This window comes from Sulfitobacter maritimus (assembly GCF_013346665.1).
Classification (GTDB): Bacteria; Pseudomonadota; Alphaproteobacteria; order Rhodobacterales; family Rhodobacteraceae; genus Sulfitobacter; species Sulfitobacter maritimus.
Window position 1 is genome coordinate 356,401 of the sequence record NZ_JABVBB010000034.1, and the last position, 24,236, is coordinate 380,636.

At 61.2% G+C, this 24,236-nt stretch carries 23 protein-coding genes; 18 read left to right on the plus strand and 5 right to left on the minus strand.

Going from position 1 to position 24,236, the window contains the following annotated elements:
* Position 1 precedes the first annotated feature (1 nt).
* Complete coding sequence (locus HTT03_RS11860) at positions 2-1,033, minus strand: hypothetical protein (RefSeq protein ID WP_174859983.1); 1,032 nt, start codon at positions 1,031-1,033, stop codon at positions 2-4.
* 321 nt (positions 1,034-1,354) lie between these two features.
* On the opposite strand from HTT03_RS11860, the gene HTT03_RS11865 reads away from it, so the two are divergent.
* Both HTT03_RS11865 and HTT03_RS11870 read left to right on the plus strand, forming a co-directional pair.
* A complete protein-coding gene (locus tag HTT03_RS11865) occupies positions 1,355-3,010 on the plus strand; it encodes a hypothetical protein (RefSeq protein WP_174859984.1) in 1,656 nt (551 codons plus the stop codon).
* Positions 3,011-3,231: 221 nt separating this feature from the next.
* Positions 3,232-3,972: a YebC/PmpR family DNA-binding transcriptional regulator gene (locus HTT03_RS11870; protein WP_174859985.1), complete on the plus strand. Its 741-nt coding sequence runs from the start codon at positions 3,232-3,234 to the stop codon at positions 3,970-3,972.
* Here the strand turns inward: HTT03_RS11870 and HTT03_RS11875 are convergent.
* Positions 3,969-4,850, minus strand: a complete 882-nt coding sequence (locus tag HTT03_RS11875) for a LysR family transcriptional regulator ArgP (protein WP_174859986.1) — start codon at positions 4,848-4,850, stop codon at positions 3,969-3,971. The two genes, HTT03_RS11870 and HTT03_RS11875, sit on opposite strands and share 4 nt — an antisense overlap.
* Positions 4,851-4,939: 89 nt before the next feature.
* On the opposite strand from HTT03_RS11875, the gene HTT03_RS11880 reads away from it, so the two are divergent.
* The 6 genes from HTT03_RS11880 (at position 4,940) to HTT03_RS11905 (ending at position 11,265) form a co-directional block, all read left to right on the plus strand.
* On the plus strand, positions 4,940-5,539 hold the full coding sequence (locus HTT03_RS11880; protein WP_174859987.1) for a LysE/ArgO family amino acid transporter: 600 nt from the start codon (positions 4,940-4,942) through the stop codon (positions 5,537-5,539).
* A gap of 55 nt (positions 5,540-5,594) precedes the next feature.
* Positions 5,595-6,524: a DMT family transporter gene (locus tag HTT03_RS11885; protein WP_174859988.1), complete on the plus strand. Its 930-nt coding sequence runs from the start codon at positions 5,595-5,597 to the stop codon at positions 6,522-6,524.
* Between the two features lie 88 nt (positions 6,525-6,612).
* On the plus strand, positions 6,613-7,188 hold the full coding sequence (gene betI / locus HTT03_RS11890) for a choline-binding transcriptional repressor BetI (protein WP_174859989.1): 576 nt from the start codon (positions 6,613-6,615) through the stop codon (positions 7,186-7,188).
* 70 nt (positions 7,189-7,258) lie between these two features.
* A complete protein-coding gene (gene betB, locus HTT03_RS11895) occupies positions 7,259-8,716 on the plus strand; it encodes a betaine-aldehyde dehydrogenase (protein WP_174859990.1) in 1,458 nt (485 codons plus the stop codon).
* A gap of 160 nt (positions 8,717-8,876) precedes the next feature.
* Entirely contained in the window at positions 8,877-10,535 is a 1,659-nt protein-coding gene (betA, locus tag HTT03_RS11900) for a choline dehydrogenase (RefSeq protein WP_174859991.1), read from the plus strand.
* 61 nt (positions 10,536-10,596) lie between these two features.
* Positions 10,597-11,265 (plus strand): thermonuclease family protein, encoded by a 669-nt coding sequence (locus HTT03_RS11905; protein WP_174859992.1) that lies wholly within the window; start codon positions 10,597-10,599, stop codon positions 11,263-11,265.
* Here HTT03_RS11905 and HTT03_RS11910 read toward each other — a convergent pair whose 3' ends face one another.
* Together HTT03_RS11910 and HTT03_RS11915 are read right to left on the minus strand one after the other, a co-directional pair.
* On the minus strand, positions 11,266-12,666 hold the full coding sequence (locus HTT03_RS11910) for a helix-turn-helix domain-containing protein (protein ID WP_174859993.1): 1,401 nt from the start codon (positions 12,664-12,666) through the stop codon (positions 11,266-11,268).
* A gap of 86 nt (positions 12,667-12,752) precedes the next feature.
* Positions 12,753-13,967 carry a multidrug effflux MFS transporter gene (locus HTT03_RS11915; protein WP_174859994.1) on the minus strand — a complete coding sequence of 405 codons (1,215 nt, stop codon included), beginning with the start codon at positions 13,965-13,967 and terminating at the stop codon, positions 12,753-12,755.
* Between the two features lie 169 nt (positions 13,968-14,136).
* Between HTT03_RS11915 and HTT03_RS11920 the strand changes: the two genes are divergently transcribed.
* The 7 genes from HTT03_RS11920 (at position 14,137) to HTT03_RS11950 (ending at position 19,941) form a co-directional block, all read left to right on the plus strand.
* Complete coding sequence (locus tag HTT03_RS11920) at positions 14,137-15,669, plus strand: acyl-CoA carboxylase subunit beta (RefSeq protein WP_174859995.1); 1,533 nt, start codon at positions 14,137-14,139, stop codon at positions 15,667-15,669.
* Positions 15,670-15,774: 105 nt separating this feature from the next.
* Positions 15,775-16,029, plus strand: coding sequence for a DUF7218 family protein (locus HTT03_RS11925; protein ID WP_174859996.1), 255 nt, complete (start codon positions 15,775-15,777; stop codon positions 16,027-16,029).
* A 32-nt stretch (positions 16,030-16,061) separates the two neighbouring features.
* Complete coding sequence (locus HTT03_RS11930; RefSeq protein ID WP_174859997.1) at positions 16,062-16,424, plus strand: DUF6497 family protein; 363 nt, start codon at positions 16,062-16,064, stop codon at positions 16,422-16,424.
* A 214-nt stretch (positions 16,425-16,638) separates the two neighbouring features.
* Positions 16,639-16,779, plus strand: a complete 141-nt coding sequence (locus tag HTT03_RS11935; protein WP_174859998.1) for a hypothetical protein — start codon at positions 16,639-16,641, stop codon at positions 16,777-16,779.
* 90 nt (positions 16,780-16,869) lie between these two features.
* Complete coding sequence (locus HTT03_RS11940) at positions 16,870-17,217, plus strand: hypothetical protein (RefSeq protein ID WP_174860341.1); 348 nt, start codon at positions 16,870-16,872, stop codon at positions 17,215-17,217.
* 322 nt (positions 17,218-17,539) lie between these two features.
* Entirely contained in the window at positions 17,540-17,752 is a 213-nt protein-coding gene (locus HTT03_RS11945) for a hypothetical protein (RefSeq protein WP_174859999.1), read from the plus strand.
* 143 nt (positions 17,753-17,895) lie between these two features.
* The gene (locus tag HTT03_RS11950) at positions 17,896-19,941 is read left to right on the plus strand and encodes an acetyl-CoA carboxylase biotin carboxylase subunit (RefSeq protein ID WP_174860000.1); all 2,046 of its coding nucleotides are present in this window, start codon (positions 17,896-17,898) and stop codon (positions 19,939-19,941) included.
* A gap of 42 nt (positions 19,942-19,983) precedes the next feature.
* Here HTT03_RS11950 and HTT03_RS11955 read toward each other — a convergent pair whose 3' ends face one another.
* Positions 19,984-20,439 carry a DUF4174 domain-containing protein gene (locus tag HTT03_RS11955; RefSeq protein WP_174860001.1) on the minus strand — a complete coding sequence of 152 codons (456 nt, stop codon included), beginning with the start codon at positions 20,437-20,439 and terminating at the stop codon, positions 19,984-19,986.
* Between the two features lie 99 nt (positions 20,440-20,538).
* On the opposite strand from HTT03_RS11955, the gene HTT03_RS11960 reads away from it, so the two are divergent.
* Genes HTT03_RS11960 through HTT03_RS11970 form a run of 3 tightly spaced genes read left to right on the plus strand, consistent with a single transcriptional unit; the run spans position 20,539 to position 24,185 of the window.
* On the plus strand, positions 20,539-21,549 hold the full coding sequence (locus HTT03_RS11960) for a hypothetical protein (protein WP_246253470.1): 1,011 nt from the start codon (positions 20,539-20,541) through the stop codon (positions 21,547-21,549).
* A complete protein-coding gene (gene scpA, locus HTT03_RS11965; RefSeq protein WP_174860002.1) occupies positions 21,509-23,650 on the plus strand; it encodes a methylmalonyl-CoA mutase in 2,142 nt (713 codons plus the stop codon). Before HTT03_RS11960 ends, scpA begins: the two co-directional genes overlap by 41 nt.
* 46 nt (positions 23,651-23,696) lie before the next feature.
* Positions 23,697-24,185 (plus strand): GNAT family N-acetyltransferase, encoded by a 489-nt coding sequence (locus HTT03_RS11970; protein ID WP_174860003.1) that lies wholly within the window; start codon positions 23,697-23,699, stop codon positions 24,183-24,185.
* The last annotated feature ends 51 nt before the right edge of the window (positions 24,186-24,236 follow it).

Sequence of the window (24,236 nt, forward strand, 5' to 3'; positions counted from 1 at the left end):
CTCAGGCGCTGCGCTTTGCATCCTGTGCGACGATGGCCTCAAACCCCTGCTGCGCGTCAAGGAAATTGGCGGTGAGGGGGGCGGTCAGCTCGGATTGGTCCGAGAAATAGGCCCCAACGCGGCAGATCTGCGCGGCAAATTCTGGATGCACGCCCGCATCATCATAGCGGCGGATGCGATCTTTGCTGAGCCAGCCACGTTTCTTGGCCTCTTTGCTGATGAGCTTGAGCCGCTGAACCGCGTGGAAGGTGAGGTAAACGGACAGGTAGTCGAGATAATCCGGCAGGGCGATGCCGCAGGTCGGATCAAAGGCGTCGATCACCACATCGACCATGTCCTGCGGCGCGAGGGGCCATGCCTCATCCCCGATCAGCCAAGCGATGTCTTCGGCGCCGTGGCGCAGACCGGCATATTCAAAGTCAAACCAGCGCAATTTATCATCACGACCAATGGCAGCATTGCCCGAGCGGCAGTCCCATTTGACGAATTGCTGCGCTGGCACATCGATGCGTTCATAGGCGGCGATCCGGTCGAATTGGTCAGAGATGCCACCGCCCAATCCTTGAAGGAAGTCCACCGCGTCGACAAAGTTCAGCACCCAATCCCGGTTGTTGCCCAAATGGGGCATGATCTGGTTCAACTCCGTCTGACGCGCAGCGCCGTGGATGCGAAAGATGCCAGCAACAGCCTGAGCCGCGAGTTCCTTCTGCGCGGAGGGGTCAACCTGCGCGATCTCGACATTGAGACGGCGTTTGCCGACATCGGATTGGAACATGATCTCGCCCACAACCCCAAGGCACTGCGGTAGGTCGCTGCAATGTTTTCCCAGTTCCGTCAGCACATGAGCCTCCAGATGGGTCCGGCGAAAATTCGGGCGCAGCGTGGCGATCACCGTCCGGTCCGACAGGTGCAGGCGAAAGCTCGACCGGTTTTCCCCGCCGGGGGCCGAGACCCGCGCAATGTCTTGTCCGAAATGTTTGCGGGCAGCGTCGACGATCTGCGCCTGAGCGCTCTTTTCCTTGGGTCGTGGCATGGGGCCTCCGTTGGTCGTTTGCGCCTGTCTATGCGTGCGGCCTGACAAGGCTACGGCGACTATAGGGCAAAACAAAGGCATTTGACTCAATCCCGCCCAGGGTGATTCGCATCGGCGCGATACGCATTGGCAGCCTGCGCAAAACAATGCTGCCGCCGCGCTTGGCACTGTTTCTCGCTGACGTTCGATAAACGACTTATTTCGCGTGAAAACGGAAAGAGTTTGGCGGGAATATGCCGACGATTGTAGTGTCAGCACTCTGTGGGGGAGCGAGGCCTTTGGGCCGCCGTAGCTGCAAATATTAAGACGAGGATTGTCGCAATGGGATACAGATTTTCAAAGGGCTGGGTTGGTCAAAACGGTGGTCGCGCCGGGAAATGGGCGCGCGATCACCGCGGCTCAGGATCGGGCGGCACCAAAGGCTCCGGTTCGGGCGGCACCAACGGCTCCGGCGGCTGCAAAGCGAGCGGTACGAAGTCCTACCACAACGGCGGCGTTGAAGGCTCGACCTTTGCCAAATGGTATGACGAGCATCTGGCCAGTAAATTTGACGGCAGTGACGGTGGTCAGGGCGGCACTGGTGGGACCAAAGGGACTGGCACCAAGGGTAGCGGTTCTGGTGGGACCAAGGGTAGCGGTTCTGGCGGCACCAAAGGCAGCGGTTCTGGCGGCACGAAGGGCGGTGGCTCTGGCGGCACGAAGGGCAGCGGTTCTGGCGGTACGAAGGGTAGCGGTTCTGGCGGCACGAAGGGCAGTGGCTCTGGCGGTACGAAGGGTAGCGGTTCTGGCGGCACGAAGGGCAGCGGTTCTGGTGGCACCAAGGGCAGCGGTTCTGGCGGAACCAAGGGTAGCGGCTCTGGTGGCACCAAGGGCAGCGGTTCTGGCGGTACGAAGGGCAGCGGCTCAGGCGGCACCAAGGGCAGCGGCTCTGGTGGTACGAAGGGTAGCGGTTCTGGCGGTACGAAGGGCAGCGGTTCTGGCGGTACGAAGGGTAGCGGTTCTGGCGGCACGAAGGGCAGTGGCTCTGGTGGCACCAAGGGGAGCGGTTCTGGCGGTACCAAGGGCAGCGGCTCTGGTGGCACGAAGGGCAGTGGCTCTGGTGGCACCAAGGGCAGCGGCTCTGGCGGTACCAAGGGCAGCGGCTCTGGCGGTACGAAGGGTAGTGGCTCTGGCGGCACCAAGGGCAGCGGTTCTGGCGGGACCAAGGGTAGCGGCTCTGGTGGCACGAAGGGCAGTGGCTCTGGTGGCACCAAGGGCAGTGGCTCCGGCGGTACCAACGGCTCCGGCTCTTGTGGCACGAAGGGGTCCGGTTCTGGTGGCACGCAGGGCGGTGATCCCGATGCCGGGGGCAAACCCGTGCTTAAATTCATTATGGGCGAAGCCGGAGAGATTACGATCTCTGTTACTGAGATGGAGAATGGCGAACTGAACTTCCACATGGGACACCCAACCATCGTAGACCCGAAGGATGCGCCTGATATCGACGGAATATTCCTCAATCTGGCAGATGGTAGTACAATTGAATCACTCAATTTCTACCCAACAGTTGGCTCCAGCGATGTGACGAATATTCAAGCCACCGATGACGGGGTATCTGGCTTGCCGGACAATGGGCCGAGTGCTGGAGGTAACTTCGACATTGGCTTGCAGTTCGCCAATTTGCCCAACGGTCCGGATGATGTGGTCACGTCCACGAACTTCACTTTGTGGAGCGACGATGGTCCACTGTCCTTTGAGGACATCGACCTCAGCAGTATGCGCCTGATCGTTGACTCTGACGAAAACGGTGGCGACGTCTTAGATGGCGATATCTTGGACGTAACAGGTTGCGATGATCCTGACTGGCTTGCCTCTGATGCAGATGCAGCCCCGGACAGTGCCACCGCTCTGATGGATGCTCTGAGCCTCACCTCGCTCCCCGCTGAGGAGGAGGATCCCTATGATCCGCCTGAGGAAGATGTCTTTGACATGGTCTGAGCTTAGCACTTGAGAAACGAAAGAAGGCGCGCTCATGCGGGTGCGCCTTTTGCTTTGGGGCGCGGAATTCTCGGAACCTTGGCCCTGTCCGGCCCTACCGCAGGGCCGGACGAGATCCAAAAACAACAAACCACCGGGCCGCCGCGAAGGCTGCACGGCTTGTTCCAACGCTGCGGCTCATTTATAGAGTGGCTTAAACGCATTGCCAGAACGAGGTATTCATGGCCGGTCACTCCAAATGGGCAAACATCCAACATCGCAAAGGCCGTCAGGACAAGCTGCGCGCCAAGGTGTTTTCCAAACTCTCCAAGGAAATCACCATCGCGGCCAAGATGGGCGACCCTGACCCGGAAAAGAACCCGCGTCTGCGTCTGGCGGTGAAGGAAGCCAAGGGCCAGTCCATGCCCAAGGACAACATCGAACGCGCGATCAAAAAGGCGATTGGCGGTGAGGGCGAGGATTACGAGGAAATCCGCTATGAAGGTTACGGCCCCAATGGCGTGGCGGTGATCGTCGAGGCGATGACCGACAACCGCAACCGCACCGCGTCGACCGTGCGCTCGACCTTTACCAAGAACGGCGGCAATCTGGGCGAGACAGGCTCGGTTGGCTTTATGTTCGAGCGCAAGGGCGAGGTGATCTATCCCGCTTCCGTGGGCGACGCGGACACGGTGATGATGGCGGCGATTGAGGCCGGGGCCGAGGATGTGGAAAGCTCGGAAGATGGCCATGTGATCTACTGCGCGGACACCGATCTTAACGACGTGTCCAACGCGCTTGAGGCCGAATTGGGCGAGTCGGATTCGACCAAGCTGATCTGGCGTCCGACCACCACGACCGAGATGGACCTTGAGAACATGGAAAAGCTGATGAAGCTGATCGATGCGCTTGAGGAAGACGACGACGTGCAGCGAGTCACCACGAATTTTGAGGCCTCTGACGAGGTTATGGCGCAGCTTTAACGCGTGTCTTGCACCAGCGCCCCGCGCGCCGTGGCTTTGATCGCCGTGGTGAGCGGGGCAAGCGCGGGCGCCATGATCCGCGCCACTTGCCAATAGAGCGGCACATCCAGCGGCAGGTCTTTGTCCAACGAGACGAGGCGGCCCTTCTCCATATCTTTAGCCACCAGCGGGGCAGGGTTCATGCCCCAGCCCAACCCCTCGCGCGCTGCAGTCACAAATCCGTGGCTTGAGGGCAGATGATGGCTGGGTGGGGTCAGCCGTTTGCCGGTCTTTCGGTGCAGCCAGCGGGTCTGTAGCTGGTCTTTGCGGTCAAAGGTCAGCATCGGCGCAGAGGCCAAAGCATCGGCAGTGACGCCTTGGGCGAACCATCTGTCAAAATATGCGGGGCTGGCTGTGGGGTGGTAGCGCATCGCGCCCAGGGGGATCACATCGCAGCCCGGTGCAGCGCGGGACTGGCCTGTAACCGCCGCGCTGACCTCGCCCCGGCGCAGCCAATCGGCAGAAGTGTCTTGATCGTCAATTACCAGATCAAACAGCATGCCGGCCACACCAGCCAAAGCAGGGATCAGCCATGTCGCCAAAACGTCTGCGGGCACAGCAAGCCGCAGCCGGGGTGGGGCGTTGCCTGTGTCTTGGCCCAAAGCCTGCGCTTCGAGCAGGGCGACGTCTTCGGCGTGTTTGGCAAGCCGCTGGCCGAGCGGCGTGGGCGTACAGGGCTGACCGCGCAGCACCAATGTCGCCCCCACCCGGTCCTCCAACGCCTTGAGGCGTTGCGAGATGGCCGAGGGCGTTACACCAAGCGCCGCCGCCGCTGCGTCGAAACTGCCAAGGCGGAGGATATGGGCGAGGGCGGTGAGTTGGGCGCTGTCGAGCTGCATAAGTTTTGCTAATCCCGGCGAAGACTATTGAATTTGAGTAATCTTGCGCCCGCCTTTAAGCAAAGACAACAGCAGACAGGGATTGCCCGATGTTCACCTCTTTCCTCCCCGGCTTTGCGCTGAGCCTCACGCTCATCATGGCCATCGGCGCGCAAAACGCTTTCGTCCTGCGCCAGGGATTGCGGCGCGAGCATGTACTGCCGGTGGTGCTGGTCTGTGCGAGTTCGGACGCGATCCTGATCACGGCGGGGGTTGCGGGCTTTGGCGCGCTGGCCGAAGCGGCACCGTGGTTCGGGCCACTGATGCGCTATGGCGGGGCGGCGTTCTTGCTGTGGTACGGCTGGCGCAATGCGGTGTCGGCTTGGCGCGGCGGCGAGGCGCTGGAGGCCGAGGGGCGGGCGACGCGCAGCTTGGGCAAGGCGATCCTGACGCTGCTGGCGCTGACGTGGCTGAACCCGCATGTCTATCTGGATACGCTGGTGCTGCTGGGCTCGATCTCGGCCCAATATCCCGACCGGCTGAGCTTTGGCATCGGCGCGGCGCTGGCCAGTTTCGTGTTCTTCTTCGCGCTTGGCTATGGCGCGCGGCTGCTGGCGCCACTTTTCGCCAAACCCCGCAGTTGGCAGATACTCGACGGCGTGATCGCGCTGACCATGTGGGCCATCGCGGTTAAATTACTTGTGATGTAAAGAAATGCACCGTGCCCATCTTGCCCTTTACGGCACTTTGGGAAAGGGTCGCGGTATGACACAAAATCCGGCCACAACCCCCGACATCCCCGTTCCCGCCAATCGCCCGCTTGTCGGGGTGTTCTGGATGTTGGTGACGGGGGCCTGTTTCATCGGCGTCACCGCCTTGGTCAAATATATGGGGCCGCGCCTGCCATCGGCAGAGGCGGCTTTCCTGCGCTACGCGATGGGGCTGGTGTTCATTCTCCCGATGCTGCGCTCGCTGCTGGCCACACCGGTCAGCGGGCGGCAGTGGGGGCTGTTCGGGATGCGCGGGTTTTTTCACGCAGGCGGGGTGATCCTGTGGTTCTACGCGATGACCCGCCTGCCCATTGCCGAAGTTACGGCGATGAACTACCTCGCGCCGATCTATGTCACGGTGGGGGCTGCAATTTTTCTGGGTGAAAAGCTCGCGGCCCGGCGTATCGTGGCGGTCTGTCTGGGGCTGGCGGGGGCGGCGATTATCTTGCGGCCCGGCTTTCGCGAAGTCTCAACCGGGCATCTGGCGATGCTACTGGCGGCGGTGGTCTTTGCCGGGTCTTACCTCTTGGCCAAGGTGCTCGCCGATGAGGCGCGGCCCGTGATGATCGTTACCATGCTGTCGATCTTTGTAACCATCGGGCTGGCCCCTTTTGCCTTCGCGGTCTGGATCACGCCCACCGCGCAGGAGTTGCTGATCCTCGCTGGTGTCGCCTTTTTCGCCACGGCAGGGCATTTCACGATGACCTTGGCCTTTGCCGCTGCCCCTGTGACGGTGACGCAGCCGGTTACCTTTCTGCAACTGGTCTGGGCCACGATCCTCGGTGTGGTGGTCTTTGCCGAGCCGGTGGACATCTGGGTGGTGCTGGGCGGCATGGTTATCTTGGGGTCTGTCACCTTTATCACATGGCGCGAAGCGATGTTGAAACGGCAGGTCACGCCCCCCTCCCATGCCGCGAAATTCTGACGGAGGCGGCGGCCTTCGGGAACTTGATTGACGCGTCAATAAAAAATCCCCTATCCTGTGGCGGTCACGCGTCAAAGGATCGAATCCAATGCCCAAAGTCGGAATGGAACCCATTCGCCGCTCTGCGCTGGTCAAAGCTACCATTGCCGAGATCGGTGAGGCACAGTCGCTTGATGTGACCGTGAGCCAGATCGCCAAGCGGGCAGGCATGTCGAGCGCATTGGCGCATCACTATTTCGGGGGCAAAAACCAGATCTTCCGCGCCGCGATGCGCCATATTCTTGCGGAGTATGCCGCCGAGGTGCGGCAGCGGTTGGCCACGGCCCGCACGCCCCATGACCGGGTGGCGGCGATCATCGTGGCCAGCTTTGACGACACCGGTTTTCACCCCGGCACGGTCAGCGCGTGGATGACGCTCTATGCCGGCGCGCGGACCAATCCCGAAACGCGGCGGTTGCTGACGGTGTATCAGCGGCGGCTGCGCTCTAACCTCACCCATGCGCTGCGTCCGATCAGCCCCCAGCCCGAGGGCGATGCGGACACTTTGGCCGCGCTGATTGACGGGCTCTACCTGCGTGCCGCGCTGTCCGACAATGTCAGCGCTGCCGAGGCTATGACCCGCGCGCTCTATACGCTCGACCTGCTGCTGAAAGCGGGCCGTTAAATACGGCGGTGACGGGCGTGCCGCGCCCTCCGCCCAGAAATCCGTCGCCCCAGGCAAGAAAGTATCTTTGATGTCCTATGATCCCCAGCCCCAAGCCAGCCACTTTATTGACGGCGCTTATGTCGAAGACACCGCCGGCACGCCGATCCCAGTGATCTATCCCGCCACGGGCGAGAAGATCGCCACGGTCTATGCCGCCACGCCCGCGATCGTCGAGCAGGCCATCACCTCGGCCCGCAAGGCGCAAGCTGCGTGGGCCGCAATGACCGGCACTGAGCGGGGCCGTGTGCTGCGCCGTGCCGCCGACATGATCCGCGCGCGTAACCACGATCTTTCGGTGCTTGAGACCTATGACACCGGCAAACCCTATCAGGAAACCTCCGTCGCGGATGCCACCAGCGGGGCGGATGCGCTGGAATATTTCGGCGGTCTGGCGGGTAGTCTGACGGGTGAGCATATCCAACTGGGCGAAGACTGGGTCTATACCCGCCGGGAGGCGCTTGGCCTTTGCGTCGGCATTGGCGCGTGGAATTACCCCACACAGATCGCCTGCTGGAAGGCCGCGCCTGCGCTGGCTTGCGGTAACGCGATGATCTTCAAACCGTCCGAGACCACGCCGCTCTGCGCGTTGAAAGTGGCGGAAATTCTCGTTGAGGCCGGGCTGCCCGCGGGGCTGTTCAACGTGGTGCAGGGCATGGGCGAAGTGGGCCAGTCGCTGGTGACTGATCCGCGTGTTGATAAGGTCTCGCTCACTGGCTCTGTGCCGACGGGTCGCAAGGTCTATGCGGCGGCGGCCGAGGGCATCAAACACGTAACGATGGAACTGGGCGGCAAGTCTCCCATGATCGTTTTTGAGGATGCCGACATCGACAACGCAGTCAGCGGCGCGATCTTGGGCAACTTTTACAGCTCCGGTCAAATCTGCTCGAACGGCACGCGGGTTTTTGTGCACCGCGACATCAAGGAAGCGTTTCTGGCGCGGCTGGCTGAACGGCTGGAGAAGGCCGTGGTCGGCGACCCGATGGACGCAGACACCAGCTTTGGCCCGATGGTCAGCGAGCGCCAGATGCAGATTGCGCTGGACTATGTGGCCAAGGGCGAGGCCGAAGGTGCGCGGCTGGTCTATGGCGGCAAGCGGATTGAGCGGGATGGCTTTTACATGCAGCCCACGGTTTTTGCCGATGTCAAAGATAACATGGTGATCGCCCGCGAAGAGATTTTTGGCCCTGTCATGGCGGTCTTAGATTTCGCGGATGAGGCCGAGGTCATGGCCCGCGCCAACGAGACTGAGTTTGGACTTGCTGCGGGTGTCTTTACCAATGACCTGAGCCGCGCACACCGTGTGGCGGCCGCTTTTGAGGCAGGCACCTGCTACATCAACACCTATAACGACGCTCCGGTCGAAGCGCCCTTTGGCGGGATGAAGAACTCCGGCGTCGGGCGCGAGAACTCCAAGGCGGCGATTGAGCACTATAGCCAGTTGAAGTCTGTCTATGTGCGCATGGGCGATGTCGAAGCGCCTTTTTAAAGGGTGCGAAATTGCTGAGAGGTGCTTGAGGGATCACTTTGATCCTCAAGTCACCTCGACAAGTTTGGGGAGCGATTCCCCACCGCCTCAAGGACAAGCCGCGCATACGCGCGGTGCTGCGCATCCTTGACCCAGTGCGGAATCACGGAAGGTGAAGAAAATGGAAGCTGAATTTGTCATCGTCGGCGCGGGCTCTGCGGGCTGCGCCATGGCCTACCGTTTGGCCGAGGCGGGCCGTAAGGTGATTGTCATCGAACATGGCGGCAGCGATGCGGGGCCGTTCATCCAGATGCCCGCCGCGCTCAGCTACCCCATGAATATGCCGCGCTATGACTGGGGCTATAAATCCGAGCCGGAGCCCCATCTGAACGGGCGGCAGCTGGTCTGCCCGCGTGGCAAGGTGATCGGCGGCTCGTCTTCGATCAACGGGATGGTCTATGTGCGCGGCCACGCCAAGGATTTCGATCATTGGGAAGAAAGCGGTGCGCAGGGCTGGGGCTATGCGGATGTGCTGCCCTATTACAAACGTATGGAAACTTGGCACGAGAACGGCCACGGCGGCGATCCGGCCTGGCGCGGCAAGGATGGCCCGCTGCATGTGAGCCGGGGGCCGCGCGCCAACCCGCTGTTTGACGCCTTTGTGCAGGCGGGCGCGCAGGCGGGCTATCAGGTGACCGAGGATTACAACGGCGAGAAGCAAGAGGGCTTTGGCCCGATGGAGCAGACCGTCTGGAACGGGCGGCGCTGGTCGGCGGCGAATGCCTATCTGCGGCCTGCGCAGAAGACGGGCAATGTGACGCTGATCCGTGCGCTGGCGCAGCGTGTGGTGATTGAGGACGGACGTGCCGTGGGCGTCGAGGTCAAGCGCGGCAGTGCGACCGAGATCATCCGTGCCACGCGTGAGGTCGTACTGGCCGCGTCCTCGATTAACTCGCCGAAACTGCTGATGCTGTCGGGCATTGGCCCGGCGGCGCATCTGGCGGAACATGGCATCGAGGTTGTGGCCGACCGGCCCGGCGTGGGGCAGAACTTGCAAGACCATCTGGAGCTTTATATCCAAATGGCATCGAGCCAGCCGATCACGCTCTATAAACATTGGAACCTGCTGTCGAAGGCGGTGATTGGCGCGCAGTGGCTCTTTACCAAGACCGGCATGGGCGCATCGAACCAGTTTGAATCCGCGGCCTTCATCCGCTCGAAGCCCGGCGTGGAATACCCTGATATTCAATACCATTTCCTGCCGATCGCCGTGCGCTATGACGGGCAGGCAGCGGCCGAGGGGCATGGGTTTCAGGCGCATACGGGGCCGATGCGCTCCAAGTCGCGCGGCGACGTTACTCTGCGTTCGGCAGACCCGGCGGATGCGCCGAAGATACGGTTTAACTACATGTCGCACCCCGATGATTGGGAAGAGTTCCGCACCTGTATCCGTCTGACGCGTGAGATCTTTGCGCAGGAGGCGTTCAAGCCGTTTGTGAAGCATGAGATTCAGCCCGGTGAAGCTCTGCAATCGGATGCGGAGCTTGACGGTTTCATCGCTGAACATGCGGAAAGCGCCTATCATCCCTGTGGCACCTGCCGCATGGGAGCGGCGGATGACCGTCACGCTGTGGTCGATCCGCAGGCGCGGGTGATCGGGGTCGAGGGGCTGCGCGTGGCCGACAGTTCGATTTTCCCGCGCATCACCAATGGTAACCTGAATGCGCCGTCGATCATGGTGGGGGAGAAGGTCTCGGACCTGCTTCTGGGCCGCGATCCGCTACCGCGTGCGAACGATGAGCCTTGGGTGCATCCCAACTGGCAGGTGGCACAGCGATAGGTATTAACCTCTCTTAATTTACCAGCTTGCGGGCGGCGGGGCGGGGCGTCATACCGGCCCCATGTTAAGAATTTGTTCACTTTTCACCCTCATTCTGACGCTGTCTTTCGGGGCGGCGTCAGCGCAGGGCATTCGCGGTGCCGTACGTGTCATTGATGGCGACACGTTTGACGTAGACGGCACGCGCATCCGCCTGCATGGCATCGACGCTTTGGAAGCGGCGCAGACCTGTGAGACTGAGGGCGGTCAACCCTGGGCCTGTGGTGATTGGACCACACGGCAGGTGCGCGAGCGCTTTCAGGGTGCGCAAACGCGCTGCGAAGCGCTGGATCAGGACCGCTATGGCCGTATCGTAGCGCGCTGTTTTGTCGGCGGCGCAGACGTCGGGCAGCAGTTGGTGCAAGAGGGGCTGGCTTTTGCCTATCGAAAGTATTCGATGGACTATGACCTTGATGAAAAAGCCGCCTACGTCGCCGAGCGCGGAATCCATGGGTTCAAGACCATTTCTCCCGCCCGGTACCGCGTGACACGGCGCAGCGGAACTGCCTCGCAACAGGCCAGCAACGGTTGTGATATCAAAGGCAATATCAGCGCCAAAGGCACACGCATCTATCACATGCCGGGGCAGGCATTTTATGACAAAACCCGGATCAACGCAAAGAACGGTGAGCGCTGGTTCTGCTCCGAAGCCGAGGCACGTGGGGCGGGCTGGCGACCTGCGAAACGCTGATTATTCCACCCGATAGGGCAGAACATCCCGCTGATGCGGGTCCACCACCAATTGCCGCTCAAGCGGCGGGACCGAGCGTTGATGACAATCCTTCCGCTCGCAAATACGGCACGAAATCCCAATCGGTTCAAAGGCATCGCTGCGGCTGACATCCATCCCGTCCGCATAGACCAGCGCCGGGGCGTGGCGAACCTCGCATCCGAGAGAGATCGCATAACGCCGCACCGGCGCACCAAAGCGTCCTGCCGGTTTGGAAATGTCTCGCGCCAGGCTAATATAGCGCACACCGTCCGGCGTTTCGGCCAACTGGCGCAGAAAACGACCCGGCGTTTCAAAGGCGCGGTGGACGTTCCAAAGCGGGCACGCACCGCCGAAACGGGCAAATTGCAACCGCGTCGCCGAATGGCGTTTGGTGATCGTGCCAGCCTGATCGACCCGCACAAAGAAAAACGGGATGCCTTTAGCGCCAGGGCGTTGCAGGGTCGAAAGCCGGTGCGCCACCTGCTCAATCGAAGCGCCAAAGCGGGTGGCCAGGACCTCCAGATCATGGCGGCAAGCGCGGGCTTGTTCTAAAAACCGCTCATAAGGTAACAGCGCGGCGCCCGCAAAATAATTGGCCAACCCAATCTTGGCGATGTCACGCGCCGCAGGGCTGTGGAACCGCGCCAGATCAAGCGTGGCTTCGATCAACGCGTCTTGCCGCGTCAGGGCGATTTGAAGCAACAGTTGAAAGGTCTGGGTTTCCGGGGCGGCGCGGGCCGAGATATGCAAGGTTTTGCTTTCCGGATCAAAGTCCCGCAGCCGATCCATATCCTCAAAAACCACCTTAACGCCGCCGTTGGCAAGCGCCGCGACCGCAGCCACGCGGGTGTTCTCCGGCCCGCCCTCGCGGGTGGCGAAATGTTCGGCGGCGCGGTCAACTGCGTCAATGTAATTGTCACAATAGTGAAAGAAATCACGCACTTCTTCCCAAGGCGACGGCATGGCGCGGGCATCTTCGCGGCCTAGCGCTTCGTCGAGCGAGGCAAGGCGCTCATGCACCTGACGGTAGCTTTGATGCAGCGACAAAAACGCATGGGCCAACCCCGGCGCATTGGACGCGGTGAGCCGGATGTCCGCCATCGGGGGGATATTGCCCGCAAGGATCGGGTCGGCCAAGGCTTCGCGCAGATCGCTCACCAGACGTTCGCCATCGCCGCTCGACAGCTCGGTAACATCAAGCCCGAATTCAGACGCCAACGCCAGTACAACGGCGGTGCTGACCGGTCTATTGTTGTTCTCCATCTGGTTCAGATAGGGCAGGGAGACGCCAAGCCGGGCTGCGAAATCTTTCTGCGTAAGCCCCGCGCGGGTGCGCGTCTCGCGCAGTTTCACGCCCGCGTAGAGTTTCTGTATGGCCATGAAGCGCCTTTGCAGTTTTGCAATTTGCCTAAGGGTATCTTTGCAAACTGCAAGTCGCAAGGTGGCGCGGCATGGTTAAGGCACGGTTAAAGCCCCAAGACTTTCTCGCGGTGGATCACCAGCCAAATCGACGCCACCGAAGCCACAGCGGTTAGCAACATCAGCCACAGCAGCGGGTAGGCGCCCGTTTCAGGCGTCAGCAACGCCCCCGCCAGCGCGCTTAGTGCGGCACCGCCCACGATCATAATTGCCCCGCCAAGACCGGATGCCGTCCCGGCAAGATGTGGTCGCACCGAAAGCATACCAGCGGTTGCGTTCGGAATGCATAGCCCATTGCCCAGACCGACAAAGGTCATCAACCCGAAAAAACTCAGCGGCGTGCCATAACCCGCCAGAAAGATCAGCAGTGACAAGGCACCGCCCACTGCATTGGCGATACACCCCCAAAGCACAAGGGCGTTCACACCAAAGCGCGTCGCGGTCCGGGCGGTGATAAAGTTGCCGAGAAAATAGCCGACCGCAGGCGCTCCGAAATAAAGCCCCAGCACCGCAGGTTCCATGTCAAAGACCACGGTGCCAACAAAGGGCGCGCCACCGAGATAGGCAAAAAACGCGCCCGAACAGAAGCCTGTGGCGAGCGCATAGCCCCAAAAACGCGGCGAGCGCAGCAACTCGGGGTATTCACCAAACTGCTGCATAAGGCTTTTGCCGCTGGCGCGAGCCGTCTCGCCAAGGTCGGCCCAGGTCGCCCAGAACACCAGTGCGCCGACGATCAGCATTGCCCAAAAAGATGCCTGCCATCCAATAGCCTGTTCTAGCAGCCCGCCGAGCGCAGGGCTGATCATCGGCACCAGCGCCATGCCCATCGTGACATAGCCAATCATTGAGGCGGATTGGTCTTGGGTATAAAGATCCCGGATCACTGCACGGCTCAACACCATTCCGGTCGCAATCACAGCCTGAGCCATGCGGAACACAAGGAATACAGCGATATTCGGCGCCAAGAGGCAGCCCAAGGTCGCGGCCATAAACAAGCCGAGCCCCCAGAGCAAAACTTTCCGCCGACCCAGATTGTCCGAAATCGGACCGATGAAGATTTGCAAAATTCCGCTGAAAAACAGGTAAAGCGGCACTGAAAGCTGCATCACAGCGTAGTCTGTGCCGAAATGGACGGCCATCTGTGGCAGGCTCGGCAGGAACACGTTCATGACCATAGCCGACAGCCCAGCAAGCAGGATCAGCGTCGAAATATGGGGCGGGGTGGTTCGGTCCAAATACCGGACAAGAGGTAGGTCGCTCATGCATATGGAATTAAGCTGAGACTTACTTTATGTCCATTCTTTACATGTTAATTTGCATATTTGCGATTTGCGCATGATGGACTGTAATTGTTTTGCAAATTTGCAATATTGCCCTTTGGTTGCCCGCTGCGCTTCGGTAGGATGTGCGAAATCACAGCAGGGGTGCGTCATGAAAGACATTCTCGAACAACTAGAGCAGCGTCGCGAAGCTGCGCGTATGGGCGGCGGACAGGCGCGGATCGACGCGCAACATGGCCGCGGCAAGCTGACCGCGCGCGAACGGGTCGATCTGCTTCTGGACGAAGGCTCATTCGAAGAGTTCGATATGTTCGTGACCCATCGCTGCACTGACTTCGGCATGGAAGATCAAAAACCTGCCGGAGATGGTGTGGTAACGGGCTGGGGGACGATCAACGGCCGCCTCGTCTATCTCTTTAGCCAAGATTTCACCGTCTTTGGCGGCTCCCTGTCCGAAACCCACGCGCAGAAAATCTGCAAGATCATGGATATGGCCATCCAAAACGGTGCGCCGGTCATCGGTATTAACGATTCCGGCGGCGCGCGCATTCAAGAGGGTGTCGCAAGCCTTGCGGGCTACGCCGAGGTTTTTCAGCGCAATATCGAAGCCTCTGGCGTGATCCCACAGATCAGTGTCATCATGGGTCCCTGCGCCGGCGGGGCGGTCTATTCCCCCGCAATGACCGATTTCATCTTCATGGTGAAAGACAGCTCCTACATGTTCGTCACCGGCCCCGACGTGGTGAAAACTGTCACCAACGAAGTCGTCACCGCCGAGGAACTGGGGGGCGCCACCACCCACACCCGCAAATCCTCCGTCGCCGACGCGGCCTTTGAAAACGATGTCGAAGCGCTCGCCGAAGTCCGCCGCCTTGTCGATCTGCTGCCTGCGAACAATCGCCAAAAACCCCCGGTGCGCCCGTTCTTTGACGATCCGAACCGCTTCGAACCCTCACTCGATACGCTGGTGCCCGCCAATGCAAACACACCCTATGATATGAAGGAATTGATCCTGAAACTGGGTGACGAGGGCGATTTTTACGAAATTCAGGCAGAATTTGCCAAAAACATCATCACCGGCTTCATCCGCATCGAAGGCCGCACTGTTGGCGTCGTCGCCAATCAGCCGATGGTGCTCGCGGGCTGCCTCGACATCGACAGCTCGCGCAAGGCTGCGCGCTTTGTGCGCTTCTGCGATGCCTTCGAGATCCCAATTCTGACCTTGGTCGATGTGCCCGGCTTCTTGCCCGGCACCGGGCAAGAATTCGGCGGCGTGATCAAACATGGCGCGAAACTGCTTTTCGCCTATGGCGAGGCGACCGTGCCGATGGTCACCGTTATCACCCGCAAAGCTTACGGCGGCGCCTATGACGTGATGGCCTCCAAACACCTGCGCTCGGACTTTAACTACGCATGGCCCACCGCCGAAGTGGCTGTGATGGGCGCCAAGGGCGCGACCGAGATCATCCACCGCAAAGATCTGAACGACCCCGAGAAAATCGCCAAACATACCAAGGATTACGAAGACCGATTCGCCAATCCCTTCGTGGCGGCAGAACGCGGGTTCATTGACGAGGTCATCCAGCCGCGCAGCACCCGCAAACGGGTCGCTCGCGCCTTTGCCTCTCTGCGCAACAAAAAAGTGCAGACCCCGTGGAAGAAGCACGACAACATACCTTTGTGAGCGCCCCCATGGTCCTTCATCCTTTTTCAAATACCGATCCCACCGAGGCCGCTTGCGGAACCCTCGGCGGGCTGGGCGGTTTTCCCTGCGAAGGAGGATCATCTCATGCCCAATTCATCGATCAAGGACGAAGAGACCTACAAATCCCTGCGCGAGGACGGGGCGAGCAAGGAGAAAGCCGCTCGGATCGCCAATGCGCAGGCCAACGACAGCCAGCACCCCAGCAAGAAGGGAGGCAAACAGCCGCCCTACGAGGATTGGACCAAGGACGAGCTCTACGACCGGGCGCAGGAGCTTGGGATCGAAGGGCGCTCGGATATGGACAAGGACGCGCTGATCGACGCTCTGCGCAACCATTAACGCGGTTCGCAGGATGGTTTGTAGCAGGGGCGTTGGGGCTTGGGCTCGCGTCACCTGCCACTGCCTTTGACGTGCCATCGGGCCAACAGATCACCTTACAAGAGGTGCTGGTCGAAGACCTGGGCGGCGAGACCTGGCTGCGCTTTCGCTTTGTCGCGCCACAGATTGCCGAGGGGCCGGACGCAATCGCCTATGACCTCGCCGCACCGGATATGGAGTATCTGTGTCACGCCGTAGCGCTGCCCTATATGGTCGAACATGCGTTGACGGGCCAAATGATCGTTGTGTCTTTGGCTGACCGCGTTGTCGAATTTGGGTCTGCCGATCCCGATGCAACCCAGTTTTTCGAAGCCTTCCGTCCCAAAGATGGCGTCTGCATCTGGGAGGGTTTGTGATGAGACCACAATATCTTGCGGATTTCCGCCGGTCGTCCTTTTCGAATGAGGCTTTGGAGTCACAGGCGGGTCGATTGCGCTTGCAACCATATCCATTGCCATGTGAATCGCTTAAGATGCGGGTAAGGAATACCGACGTATCCCTTACCCCAGAACCAGGGCCTGCATGGCATGCCGCCATGCCGGGTTCCATTAACACAGACAGGAGATTTACATGTCCAAGAGCATCAAGTTGCTGGCAGCGTTCGGTTTCGTTGCAGCTGTTTCGGCCTGCGCACAGCAAGAAGAAGAATACGTTGTTGTTGAGCCGGCGCCCATCTCGGTTGAGCCCGTCTACACCGGCAAGTACAAGTAATGCCGATGCAGGGCAGGCGTCCGCGCCTGTCCTGACCTCCACCCTCTCTGTCACCCCTGCAATCGGAAGGGGTGTCTGATGCCCGCCTATATGCTTAAACATCGCGGGTTTCCGGGCCGTTTGCCCGGCACCGATTTCCAATTCACCATTCGCCGCCCGAACCCGAAAGGGGTCACGCCAATTACCCGGCGCGAACGCAGGCCCGACCGCCGCGCCCCTGACCGGCGTGCTGATACCGCCTTTGTCAAAGCGCTCTATGAAGCTTTTGGCGATCAGCCTTTTGAGCGGGGCAATTTGGATGCGGGGCGACTGTCGTGGCTCTTTGGTCGCGAAGTCTTGCCTGCTACTGACCCGTTTGACCCTGCAGATTACGAAGCGCTCTTGGTGCTCGATGTCGCGGCTGCCCGTGCGGCGTTCCCCGACGCTTTCGAGGATTGATCGGCGTGATGTTGCCGTGCCTCTCCGCTGATCAGCGTGGCTTTGCCGATGGGCAGCGCCAGTCCGTTGCGTCCTTGGCGTTCACGCAGGGCTGGCCCATGATCAAGGGGACTGGCAGGGCGCATTTTGTCCAAGGCTCTGTCAGCCATGAAGACCATACCCCTTCCCCTGTCGGGCAGCGGGTCAGTGCGCTGACATCGCTGTCCGACGTTTTTGGACTGTGGCATTTTACACACAAAGATGTGGGGCAAATGGCGGCGGCGGAACCCGTCGTCAGCAGGCAGGTTGGTCAGACAACAATAAGCAAAAGAGGAACAGGCAGATGTCCATCCGTACACTCATTCTCGCGCTTGGCGCGACAGTCGGGCTCGCCGCTTGCGGCAACACGATCCCCGAACAATCGCTTGCCGGTGCGGCCGTTGGTGCAGGCGCCGCAGCGATCACCAGCGGGTCGCTCCTTCAGGGTGCGGCGATTGGTGCTGCGGGCAATGTCGCCTATTGCCAGCTTAACCCCGGCAAATGCCGCGGCTACTGATAGCCGCTTTAATCATTCCATTCTGACGGTTCCGCTGGCCCTTCGGGCGGGCGGCGCTGTCTATCTCTCGTTCATTTTAGGCACCGCGCAGCCCCGGCTGACGCGGTTTTTCGCCTTGCCTGCCACTGTCAAAGGAAGTGCTGATGTTTGACAAGATCCTGATCGCCAACCGGGGCGAAATCGCCTGCCGCGTTATCAAAACGGCCAAGAAGATGGGGCTGACCACAGTTGCCATCTACTCCGACGCCGACGCGCAGGCGTTGCATGTCGAGATGGCGGACGAAGCCATCCACATCGGCCCGCCGCCCGCGAACCAATCCTATATCGTCATCGACAAGGTGATGGAGGCGGTCAAACAGTCTGGCGCGCAGGCGGTGCATCCGGGCTATGGTTTCCTGAGCGAAAACAGCAAGTTCGCCGAAGCTCTTGATGCGGCTGGCGTTGCCTTTGTCGGCCCCCCGGTGGGCGCGATTGAGAAGATGGGCGACAAGATCACCTCGAAAAAGATCGCGCAAGAGGCCGGGGTGTCGACCGTGCCGGGCTATATGGGCCTGATCGAAGACGCCGAGGAAGCGGTCAAGATTTCCAACGAGATCGGCTATCCGGTGATGCTCAAAGCCTCCGCCGGCGGCGGCGGCAAGGGGATGCGGATCGCTTGGAATGATGCAGAGGCACGCGAAGGCTTCCAGTCGTCCAAGAACGAGGCCGCGAACAGCTTTGGCGATGACCGTATCTTCATCGAGAAGTTCGTGACGCAGCCACGCCACATCGAGATTCAGGTGCTCTGCGACGCGCATGGCAACGGCATCTATCTGGGCGAGCGCGAATGTTCGATCCAGCGCCGCAACCAAAAGGTCGTCGAAGAAGCACCGAGCCCCTTCCTTGACGAAGCGACCCGCAAAGCGATGGGCGAGCAGGCCGTAGCACTGGCGCAGGCCGTAGGCTATACCAGCGCGGGGACGGTGGAATTCATCGTCGACGGCGACAAGAACTTCTACTTTCTTGAGATGAACACCCGCCTTCAGGTGGAGCATCCGGTAACGGAACTGATCACCGGTGTGGACCTCGTGGAACAGATGATCCGCGTCGCCAATGGCGAGAAACTGTCGATCACCCAAGACGACGTGCAACTGACCGGCTGGGCCATCGAAAACCGTCTCTATGCCGAAGACCCGTATCGCGGTTTTCTGCCCTCCATTGGCCGTCTGACCCGCTACCGCCCGCCGCAGGAAGTGGCCGCCGGGCCGCTGCTGGAGAAAGGCACGTGGCAGGGCGATGCGCCAAGCGGTGACATGGCCGTGCGCAATGACACTGGCGTCTATGAGGGCGGCGAGATTTCGATGTATTACGACCCGATGATCGCCAAGCTCTGCACTTGGGCCCCGACGCGGGCCGAGGCGATTGAGAAGATGCGGGTGGCCTTGGACAGTTTCGAGGTCGAGGGGATCGGACATAACCTGCCGTTCCTCTCAGCCGTGATGGATCACCCGAAATTCGTCTCTGGCGACATGACCACCGCCTTTATCGCGGAAGAATATCCCGACGGTTTCGAGGGCGTGACCCTACAGGACGCGGAACTGCGCCGCATTGCCGCCGCCTGCGCCGCGATGCACCGGGTGGCCGAGATTCGCCGCGCCCGCGTCTCGGGCCGGATGGACAATCACGAGCGCAAGGTCGGCAGCGACTGGAACGTGCGTTTGCAGGGCGAGAGCTTTGACGTGGTGACGAAGGCCGACCCTGATGGGGCCACGGTTAGGTTCACCGATGGGGCCGAGATGCGCGTGAGTGGAGATTGGACGCCAGGCGACCAGCTTGCCATGATGACGGTGGATGACGCGCCGCTGGTGCTGAAGGTCGGAAAGATCTCTGGCGGCTTCCGCATCCGGACGCGCGGCGCGGACCTTAAGGTCCATGTGCGCACGCCACGTCAGGCCGAACTGGCCGCGCTCATGCCCGAGAAACTGCCGCCAGATACCTCCAAAATGCTACTCTGCCCGATGCCAGGTCTGGTGGTGAAGCTCGACGTCGAAGTGGGCGATGAGGTTCAAGAAGGCCAGCCGCTCTGCACTATTGAGGCGATGAAGATGGAAAACATCCTGCGTGCCGAGAAGAAGGGCGTGGTCAGCAAGGTCAACGCCAGCGCGGGCGACAGCCTTGCGGTGGACGATGTGATCATGGAGTTCGAATAAGGTGCAACGTCCGGGGGATCAGAACGGGCAGGGGGCGGGGCATCAGCGGATGACCTGCGGCTCCTTTGCCTCTCTGATCTCCCGCTGGCGCAGGGGCATTTTGTCGATGCTGCGGGTGATCTCGCGCACGTCCCAAGGGAAGGGTTTGCGCAACTCGATGTTACCTTCCTTATCGACCAGCACCAGCATGAAGCCGCGCGGCCTCATGCGCAGGCGGAGCGGGCTGCGGGCGGCAGGGTCTGTGTCGGTCAGTACGATGACATCGCGCAGGCGCAATTCGTCCGGGCGCGCCTGTAGATATTCCATCTGCGCCACGAAGGCGGGGTCGTTTTCCGAATTGGCAAAGACCAAGACGGGCCGCTTTTTCCACTGGAATTCGCTCAAATCCGCCATATCGGCAGGAAGAAACAGCGGGTCTTCGTCCGGCACATCAGCACTTTGGGCGCTGGCTGTTGCGGCGATTATTCCTGCGAAAACAAGTGAGATAAGACGTTTCATTAAAGCTCCTGTCCCCTCAGATATAAGCGTTCGGCCCGCGTTTGCGAAGGTCAAAGCGCCGCAGGGGCGGATTAATCCCATTGCAAGGCATTTTGGCCCATGACGGCGGTGTTCCCTGCGTCATGGCCGGTCGGGGCGGCCGTACTGCCAGCATTGGGCCGCGCCATCATGGACGTCATTCTTCACATCGGGGCCCATCGCAGCGGCACCACCAGTTTTCAACGCTACCTGCGCGACAGTCAGGCGGATCTGAGCGCACGTGGCATTGGCTTTTGGGGCCCCGCGCGGGTGCGCCAATCGGTCTTTCCCGGCCTGTTTCCGGGGCCAGCCGTGGCACGGGGGCGCGACCCTGTGCGCCGGGCCGAAGGGCGGGTGCAGATGCAGGTGGCGCAGTGTCATGCGCAGGGCTTGCGCCAGTTGCTTATCAGCGATGAGAACATGATCGGCAGCGCCCGGCAGTGTCTGCGCAGCGCCGCCCTTTATCCGGCGATTGGCGAGCGTATGGCCCGGATCGGCAGCGCTTTTGGCGGGCGGATCAAACGTGTGGTGCTGAGCGTGCGGGCGCCGGACCTGTGGTGGGCGTCAGCCGCCGCCTATACGATAGGGCGCGGGCATCCGGTGCCGAGCGCGCAGACCTTTGACACGATTGCGCAGAACCCGCGGTCGTGGCGCGATGTGGTCACCGATTTGGCCTGTGCGCTGCCGGAGACTGAAATCAGGGTGACCCCTTTTGAGCAATTCGGGGGGCAGCCTGACGCGTTGTTCACGGCCTGCACCGATCACGTGGCGCCCGCAGGGGCGGCAGGCTGGCTCAACCGCGCGCCCGATTTGGCCGCTCTGCGCGAGACCCTGAACGAACGCGGCCAAGACCCCGCGTCGCTGCCCCATGCTGCCGGGCGCTGGCAGCCGTTTAATCCCACGCAGGCGTCTGCTTTGCGTGAACGCTATGCCGATGATCAGTTCTGGCTCGCCGCCGGGGCCGATGGTCTGGCCACTTTGACAGAGGACCCCAGCCGGAGAAGAGCAGGCCCAAGCCTGCCGCCCGGTGCCATGAGAGAAGGACATGCATATGACATCCGACCAAAAGGACGCCAAAACCCGCTGGCGTGATCTGGCCACTGGCGAGTTGCGCGGGCGCAGCCTCGACGATCTGACGTGGAAAACGCTGGAGGGGATCGACGTTCAGCCGCTTTATACCGCTGAGGATGTTGAGGGGCTCGACCATCTTGGCAGCATTCCGGGCGAAGCGCCGTTCACGCGGGGCGTGAAGGCCACGATGTATGCGGGGCGGCCCTGGACGATCCGGCAATATGCGGGGTTCTCGACGGCTGAGGAATCGAACGCCTTTTACCGCCGTGCGCTGGCGGCTGGGCAGCAGGGTGTTTCGGTTGCCTTCGATCTGGCGACGCACCGGGGCTATGACAGCGACCACCCGCGGGTTGAGGGTGACGTTGGTAAGGCCGGGGTGGCGATCGACTCGGTTGAGGATATGAAAATCCTCTTCGATGGCATCCCGCTCGATCAGGTCTCGGTCTCCATGACCATGAACGGCGCGGTGATCCCGATCTTGGCGAGCTTCATCGTCGCGGGCGAAGAGCAGGGGCATGACCGCGCCAAGCTGTCTGGCACGATCCAGAACGACATCCTCAAGGAATTCATGGTGCGCAACACCTATGTTTACCCGCCGGAACCGTCCATGCGGATCATCGGGGATATCATCGAATACACCTCGGATTATATGCCGAAGTTCAACTCGATCTCGATCTCCGGCTACCACATGCAGGAGGCGGGCGCGAACCTTGTCCAAGAGCTGGCCTTTACCATCGCGGACGGGCGGGAATACGTGCGCACGGCGATTGCGGCGGGCATGGATGTGGACCGTTTCGCGCCGCGTCTGTCGTTCTTCTTTGCCATCGGCATGAACTTCTTCATGGAGGCCGCCAAGCTGCGCGCGGCGCGTCTGCTCTGGTCGCGCGTGATGGAGGAGTTTGAGCCGAAGAACCCCAAGTCTTCGATGCTGCGGACCCATTGCCAGACCTCTGGCGTGAGCTTGGCCGAGCAGGACCCCTACAACAACGTCGTGCGCACGGCCTACGAGGCGCTTTCGGCGGTGCTGGGCGGGACCCAGTCGCTGCACACCAACTCGCTGGACGAGGCGATTGGCCTGCCGACCGAACATTCCGCGCGCATCGCCCGCAACACCCAGTTGATCCTGCAAGAAGAGACCGGCATCACCAATGTCGTCGATCCGCTCGCCGGCTCCTACTACGTTGAGAAACTGACCGCCGATCTGGCCGAGGCCGCGTGGAAGCTGATCGAGGAAGTCGAAGAGATGGGCGGCATGACCAAGGCCGTGGCCTCTGGCATGCCCAAGCTGCGCATTGAGGAAGCGGCGGCGCAGCGGCAGGCGGGCATCGACCGGGGTACTGAGGTGATCGTCGGCGTCAACAAATACCGCCGCGACAAGGAAGAGCCGATCGACATTCTCGACGTCGATAACGTTAAGGTCCGCGCCGGTCAGGTGGCGCGGTTGGAGCGCATTCGCGCCGAACGCGACGAGGACGCTTGCACCGCTGCCTTGGCAGAACTGACACGGCGGGCTGCCGAGGGCGGCAATCTGCTCGACGCGGCGGTCGAGGCCGCACGCGCACGCGCCACAGTGGGGGAAATCAGCATGGCGATGGAGAAAGAATTCGGGCGGCACCGGGCCGAGGTCAAGACACTCTCGGGCGTCTATGGCGCAGCCTATGAGGGCGACGCGGGCTTTGCCGATATCCAGAAATCGGTCAATGAATTCGCCGAGGCCGAAGGCCGCCGCCCGCGTATGCTGGTGGTCAAGATGGGCCAAGACGGGCACGACCGGGGGGCCAAGGTAATCGCCACGGCCTTTGCCGACATCGGCTTTGATGTGGACGTGGGGCCACTGTTCCAGACCCCTGCCGAAGCCGCGCAGGATGCGGTGGACAACGACGTGCATGTGATCGGCATCTCTAGCCAAGCGGCGGGGCATAAGACGCTTGCACCGCAGCTTATTCAGGCGCTGAAGGATGCAGGGGCGGAGGACATTCTGGTGATCTGTGGCGGGGTCATTCCGCAGCAGGATTACAAGTTCCTGCAGGACGCGGGCGTAAAGGCGATCTTTGGGCCGGGGACCAATATCCCAACGGCGGCACAGGATATTCTCAAGCTGATCCGTGAGACACGCAAGTGAACGGCAGCAAGCTCCTCGCCCTTCGGGGCGGGGAGCAGATGGCGGTATGACACTGCGCGCAGCTCAACTGAGCGATGCGGCGGCGGTGGCGGAGCTGTGGAACGGTATGATCCGCGACAGCCTCGCGACCTTCACCACGGATGAGAAAAGCGCGGACGACATTGCCACGCTGATCGACACCCGCACGGGCGCCTTCTGGGTGGCCGACGTGGCGGGGCAGGTGGCGGGGTTTGTCACCTACGGCAGCTTTCGCGGCGGGCCGGGCTATGCTGCGACGGTGGAGCATAGCATCGTGCTCGCCGACGCCGCACAGGGGCAGGGGCTGGGGCGCGGCTTGATGACGCGGGCGCTGGACGCGGCTGCGGCGCAGGGGCACCATGTGATGGTGGCCGCGATCAGCAGTGCCAACCCCGGCGCGGTGGCGTTCCATGAAAAACTGGGCTTTGCGCAGGTCGGCCACATGCCAGAGGTCGGACGCAAGCGGGATCAATGGCTTGACCTTATCCTCATGCAGAAAGTACTCGACGCACCCTGACTTTCACCGCTACGCGGGCTAGGATTGGGGGATTACCACTGAAGGGCAATC